This is a genomic window from Nostoc sp., from assembly GCF_036918245.1.
GTDB lineage: Bacteria > Cyanobacteriota > Cyanobacteriia > Cyanobacteriales > Nostocaceae > Nostoc.
The window spans coordinates 25,988-32,339 of record NZ_JBALEF010000102.1; the positions used below are offsets into that span (position 1 = coordinate 25,988).

Here is a 6,352-nt window from a genome sequence, read left to right on the forward strand (position 1 = left end):
AAAGACTTGATACAGGAGGGGTAGAATATTTACTCTGTTTTTTAAATACATTGGTTTCAAATTTGATGTAAGTAAGAATGACTTGTAGGAGATATATGAATGTGAAAAAGATTGCGTTTACCTGTGGTGTTACGCGAAGCGTAATCGCAGCTAGCTTACTAGGTATTATCAGTAGCAGTCTTATCGGCTGTACAAATGGTTCTTCTGATGACAATACCGTTACCAACACTGATATTAAACCTGCTACCAATATTAGTGCAGAAACTAAAACCGCCACTGGGAATACAAAGTTGCGATCGGTTGCCTTCACCGTTGGCGATCTAAGTAACCCTTTCTTCGTCGTTATGGGACAAGCAGTTGAGGCAGAAGCGAAGAGAATTGGCGGAAAAGATGTCAATGTTATTATAGCTTCCAGTGCTTATGACCTTAACCAACAAGCCAATCAAATTGAAAATTTTACTGCTGCGAATACTGATATCATTGTTTTGAATGCTGCTGATAAAAGTGGAATTAAGCCGATAGTTGAAAAAGCCAAACTTGCAGGTAGAATTGTCATTGCCGTAGACACAGGTGCTGAGGGAGGTGTGGATGCCACCATCACTACTAATAATATCCAAGCTGGAGAAGTTAGTTGCAGATATATTGCTGACCGCCTTAAAGGCAAAGGCAATGTAGTAATAGTTAATGGGCCGCCAGTGGACTCGGTGATTCAGCGAGTTAGTGGCTGCGAGAGTGTATTGTCTAAATATCCCGATATCAAAATCCTCTCTAAAAACCAGAATGCAGACGGTAGTCGGGATGGAGGACTTAGAGTTATGACTGATTTGCTCACAACCTTTCCGAAAATTGATGCTGTTTTTGCCATTAATGATCCGAGTGGAGTCGGTGCAGAACTCGCAGCTAACCAAGCACAACGTAAAGATTTCTTTATTGTCGGGGTTGATGGTGCGCCAGAAGCAATAACTGCGATCGCAAATAAAGATGGTTTATATGCAGCAACTGCTACTCAAAATCCGCGAGGGATGGCCGAAAAAGCAGTTCAAGTTGGCAACGACATTTTAAATGGGAAAAAACCTAGCAGTCCCACCATTTTGATTCCAGTTAAGTTGATCACAAAAGATAACGTCAGCACAGAAAAAGGCTGGGAGTAATAAAAATTGTGAATTTACAATTGAAAATTATGTCTTTTGATATAAATCCTTTGGTGCATTTGTAAATTTTTTGCACATACCTAAAATGTCCAGCGTTTTTCACTTAAATTAATACCAAACCTCATCTCTATGTCCTGGTTTTTATTTAATAGAAAGATAAGTTTAGAAAGAGGTTAGAAACCCGCTGCACCCTATCTATAACCACTATGTATGTGCATCAGGGGAAAGTCTGATTGTCTATTTATAGCACTCAAATTTTCCCAATAACCTCCACGAACTAACGTTAACAACAAAATATGAAAATGTCTCTTACCCACTCACCATTCCATATTTTCAAACTAGTATTCAGCTTTTAAAACATGATTTTGCGATCCATCAAATATGAGTTTATTAATTTCTAATTCACAATCGTGAATTTTAAATAGTTTTTACAGGTTTTGCTCATGACAACAAATATTGAAACCTCACGTTCTGATACACCAACTAGCACCCCAGTGTTAGAAATGCAAGGGATTACAAAACGATTTCACGGTGTATCTGCGCTCCAAAATGTTAATCTCACGATTTATCCGGGAGAAGTTCACGCCCTCATGGGTGAAAATGGAGCGGGCAAAAGCACATTGATGAAAATCCTGGCTGGGGCTTACATTGCCGATGAAGGAGAAATTCGTATCAATGGTCAACCGCTGAAAATTACCGATCCGGCGACAGCACGCAAAGCGGGTATTAATCTCATTTATCAAGAACTGAATGTTGCACCGAATTTAACCGTTACCGAAAATATGTTTATGGGTAGCGAGTTGCGGCGAGGTCAGTTTTTAGACCGCAAAGCGATGCAATTGGAAGCAGAGGAAGTGCTGGAAAGCCTTGGAGCCAATTTTACCGCGCAGACTATAGTTGGTACTTTGTCCATCGCCGAACAGCAGCAAGTGGAAATTGCCAGGGCGCTGAAGGATAAAAGCCGCGTTTTGGTGATGGATGAACCAACAGCAGCATTGTCTGACCGCGAGAGTGACCATTTATTTGAGGTAATTCGTAAACTGCGGAATGATGGCATTGCCATTATTTACATCAGCCATCGCATGGAAGAAATCTATGCCCTAGCTGACCGGATTAGCGTGTTGCGTGATGGTCAATATATTGGCAGTTTGACACGCAGTGAAATTTCTCCACAGCGATTGGTGCAGATGATGGTCGGTCGCTCTATGCAAGACTTTTACGAACATCAACGGCAAACGAATCCTGGCCCAGTGGTGCTGTCAGTCAGAAATATGAGCGACGTTCGCAAGAAGATTGAGCCGGCTAGTTTTGAACTTCATGCTGGAGAAATTCTGGGTTTAGCGGGGTTGGTAGGTGCCGGACGCACAGAACTATCGCGGCTGATTTTTGGTGCTGACCGTAAGGCCAGTGGTGAAGTATTCTTGAATGGCAAAAAACTGGAAATTAATACGCCCAGTGATGCCATCGAAGCGGGAATTGGCTACGTTCCAGAAGACCGGAAAGACCAAGGTTTATTTCTGGAGATGAGTGCCCGCAAGAATATTGCCATCAACACACTCAAGCAAGATGCAAAAGGTGGAATTGTTAACTGGCCTTCAGTGAATCGGCTGTCAACAGAGGCGGTGGAAAACTTTAATATTCGTCTAGCCAATTTGGAAATTAGAGCATTGGATCTTTCTGGTGGTAATCAGCAGAAGCTACTACTAGCGCGTTGGTTAGCCATTAAACCGAGAGTGTTGATGTTAGATGAGCCGACACGCGGCGTAGATATCGGTGCTAAAAGCGAAATTTACCGAATTATGAGCGAATTAGCAGCACAAGGTGTTGCTATTTTAATGGTTTCCAGCGAACTATCGGAGATTGTCGGCATGAGCGATCGCGTTTTGGTGATGCGAGAAGGACAGCTGGTAGGCGAACTGGATGGCAGTCTTGGTCAAGAAATCACCCAAGAAAAGATTATGCACTACGCAACTGGAGCATCGGAGGTATTAGCATCATGAGTCAAACAGTCAGACCGCCTATCAATAAATCAGCCAACAATCCCGCATCTCGCAACCGTAAATCAATCAGCACTCTGTTGGAAGTTGCGGGTATTTTGCCAATCTTAGTAATTATCTGCATCTTATTTGCATTCCTTTCTCCTAACTTCCTCACCGGCGGTAACATCGTTAATATCTTGCGTCAAGCATCAATCAATATTGTGCTGGCGACAGGAATGACCTTTGTAATTCTCACCGGAGGTATTGACCTTTCCGTTGGGTCAATCTTAGCTGTTTCTGCTGTAGTTGCATTGCTGGTATCGCTACTGCCGGCTTTAAGTTGGGCAGCTGTACCTGCTGCGTTGCTAGCAGGATTGCTGTTAGGCTTACTCAACGGTGCGCTCATTACCTTCTTGGATGTGCCACCTTTTATTGTCACCTTGGGTTCACTAACTGCTTTGCGGGGTGTGGGCTTCTTGATTGCCAAGGGGACAACGCTGATTAACCGGGACATCAATTTTGCCTGGGTGGGTAATAGTTATGTCGGTCCCCTACCGTGGCTAGTGATAATTGCGCTACTGACTGTGATAGCTAGCTGGTTTGTGCTACGCCAAACAGTTTTAGGAGTGCAGATATATGCCGTTGGTGGTAACGAGCGGGCAGCCAGATTAACAGGGATTAAAGTTAATCGTGTCTTGCTATTTGTCTATGGTATTAGCGGATTACTGGCAGGCTTAGGAGGAATCATGAGCGCCAGCCGTCTTTATAGTGCCAGTGGCGTATTAGGTCAGGGTTATGAATTAGATGCGATCGCAGCTGTTATTCTAGGTGGAACCAGCTTTACAGGTGGTATTGGTACCATTGGCGGCACCCTTTTAGGCGCATTGATTATTGCTATTCTCAACAACGGTTTAACTTTGTTGAACCTATCTTACTTCTGGCAACTAGTCGTCAAAGGACTAGTAATTATTTTGGCAGTAATGATCGATCGGTTACGCAGACGTTCTAGACGGTAAAGAATTAATTTCTTTGGGAATTGGGCATTGAGAATAGAGGATGAGTCTTGGAACTCCATTAATAAGTCTTTGAACTCCGTTAATGAGTTTTTGAACTCCGTTAATGAGTCTTTGAACTCCGTTAATGTGAGTTCGGTAGATTCTGAAGAACCCCTCTCCAAACCTCTCCCCGAAACGGAGAGAGGCTTAAGAACCTAAACCTAATTTTTGCGTTGCTCCTCCCTTTCCGCTTCGGAGAGGGAGGCTGGGAGGGAGAGGTCTGTCGAATTCACGTTCCATTAATGAGCCTTTGGTTTCTACTCCCCACTCCCCACTCCCCACTCCTCAGTTCATGACAACTATTTATAACTATGTCTTCCACTACTGTTCGTCGTAAATCCAACACGTTTTATGTAATTTTGATTGCTGGTGCTGCGGCACTCGGCGGGTTTTTATTCGGTTTTGACACTGCTGTAATCAACGGCGCGGTTTTATCTCTAGCAAAAGCTTTTAATACCAATAGTTTGGTGACAGGGCTGGCAGTGTCCCTAGCGTTACTGGGGTCTGCGGTAGGAGCCTTCTTTGCTGGACAGATTGCAGACCGTTATGGTCGAGTCAACGCAATGGTGGTTGCTTCGGCGTTGTTTACTATCAGTGCTATTGGCTCTGGGTTTGCCTTCACTATCTGGGATTTTATCTTTTGGCGAGTATTGGGTGGGATTGGCATCGGCGTTGCTAGCGTTATCGCGCCGGCTTACATTGCAGAATGTTCTCCCACCCATTTGCGGGGAAGGTTAGGATCTCTGCAACAATTAGCGATCGTAGTAGGAATTTTCGTTGCCTTATTAAGCGACTACTTTATCGCTGTGTCAGCAGGTTCAGCAGACTCGCCGTTTTTGTTTGGGGTTGCAGCTTGGCGCTGGATGTTTTGGACAGCAGTCCCACCAGCAGTATTCTACGGGATGGTAGCTTTAACAATTCCTGAATCTCCCCGTTATTTGGTTGCTAAAGGACGGGAACCAGAAGCTGCTAACGTTCTGACCAAGATTTTAGGGGGTGACGTACTGCCAAAAATTGAAGAAATTCGGCAGACAGTGCTTCGTGAACGCCAACCCAGCTTTTCTGACCTCTTAAGCAGAAGTGGCGGACTCTTGCCAATTGTTTGGATAGGAATAGGCTTATCTGTATTACAGCAATTTGTTGGGATTAATGTAATCTTTTACTACAGCAGTGTTTTGTGGCGTGCTGTCGGGTTTTCCGAAAAAGATTCCCTATCAATCACGGTGATTACAGGAGCCGTCAACATTATTACAACACTGATTGCGATCGCCTTCGTAGATAAATTTGGTCGCAAGCCCTTACTCATACTAGGGTCAATAGGCATGACCTTGACCTTGGGGACGATGGCTTATCTTTTTGGCAATGCTCCCCTTGATGCTGCTGGGAACCCCAATCTTACCGGAAGCGCAGGTACTATAGCTCTGATCGCAGCCAACCTCTATGTATTTTGCTTCGGTTTCTCCTGGGGGCCAGTGGTTTGGGTGCTGTTGGGAGAAATGTTTAATAACAAAATTCGAGCCGCCGCACTTTCGATTGCTGCTGCTATGCAATGGGTTGCCAATTTCCTTATTTCCACAACATTTCCTCCTATACTGCAATATTTTGGTCTAGGTTCTGCCTATGGACTCTATACAATTGCAGCAGCTACCTCATTCTTTTTCATTCTCTTTTTTATTAAAGAAACCAAAGGAATTGAGTTGGAAGATATGTAATTAGCATCCATCTAGTACCGCTACGCGTAATTCGTAATCTGTATCTCTGTATCCTCTGCGCCTGTGTGGTTACATGGTTAAGGGAGTTTGTAGTAAGCAATTTAGCGCTTAGATTATGGCTAAAGCCACCCACTACGAACTTATCAAAATTAATGTGGTGGAGTACTAGTAGTCTGTCTTATTAAATTTGTAGGGTAAATTAACTTTTAAATTTCTCTTCTTTTTTCTTTTTCTTCCTGTACTTCGCGTACTTCGCGGTTCGTTCTTTTACCCCTCAGAATTAATACGATAGACCACTAGATGGAACATTCACAACTGATGACGACAACATACAGCAGATTTCAAGTTTATGAGGTACAAAAATAGTGCGAATCGTTGGGTAGAAACTAGCCCTGAAATGGGCAGAAGATTACCCGCAAAGGTCTGAACCTTGACAACTTGATAGCCATGCAGGT

At 43.7% G+C, this 6,352-nt stretch carries 4 protein-coding genes; all 4 read left to right on the forward strand.

Going from position 1 to position 6,352, the window contains the following annotated elements; translation table 11 throughout:
• Positions 1–95: 95 nt before the first annotated feature.
• Positions 96–1,151, forward strand: a complete 1,056-nt coding sequence (locus V7L12_RS29960) for an ABC transporter substrate-binding protein (RefSeq protein WP_335089962.1) — start codon at positions 96–98, stop codon at positions 1,149–1,151.
• A 443-nt stretch (positions 1,152–1,594) separates the two neighbouring features.
• Complete coding sequence (locus V7L12_RS29965; protein WP_335089963.1) at positions 1,595–3,151, forward strand: sugar ABC transporter ATP-binding protein; 1,557 nt, start codon at positions 1,595–1,597, stop codon at positions 3,149–3,151.
• Positions 3,148–4,146, forward strand: a complete 999-nt coding sequence (locus V7L12_RS29970; RefSeq protein ID WP_334696367.1) for an ABC transporter permease subunit — start codon at positions 3,148–3,150, stop codon at positions 4,144–4,146. The genes V7L12_RS29965 and V7L12_RS29970 overlap by 4 nt, the downstream gene beginning before the upstream one ends.
• Before the next feature lie 350 nt (positions 4,147–4,496).
• The gene (locus V7L12_RS29975; protein ID WP_335089965.1) at positions 4,497–5,897 is read left to right on the forward strand and encodes a sugar porter family MFS transporter; all 1,401 of its coding nucleotides are present in this window, start codon (positions 4,497–4,499) and stop codon (positions 5,895–5,897) included.
• The last annotated feature ends 455 nt before the right edge of the window (positions 5,898–6,352 follow it).

What these genes read in the sequence shown, in the direction of transcription:
- V7L12_RS29960 (WP_335089962.1), top strand. Translation starts at nt 96, where the DNA reads ATGAATGTGAAAAAGATTGCGTTTACCTGTGGTGTTACGCGAAGCGTA.
- V7L12_RS29965 (WP_335089963.1), top strand. Translation starts at nt 1,595, where the DNA reads ATGACAACAAATATTGAAACCTCACGTTCTGATACACCAACTAGCACC.
- V7L12_RS29970 (WP_334696367.1), top strand. Translation starts at nt 3,148, where the DNA reads ATGAGTCAAACAGTCAGACCGCCTATCAATAAATCAGCCAACAATCCC.
- V7L12_RS29975 (WP_335089965.1), top strand. Translation starts at nt 4,497, where the DNA reads ATGTCTTCCACTACTGTTCGTCGTAAATCCAACACGTTTTATGTAATT.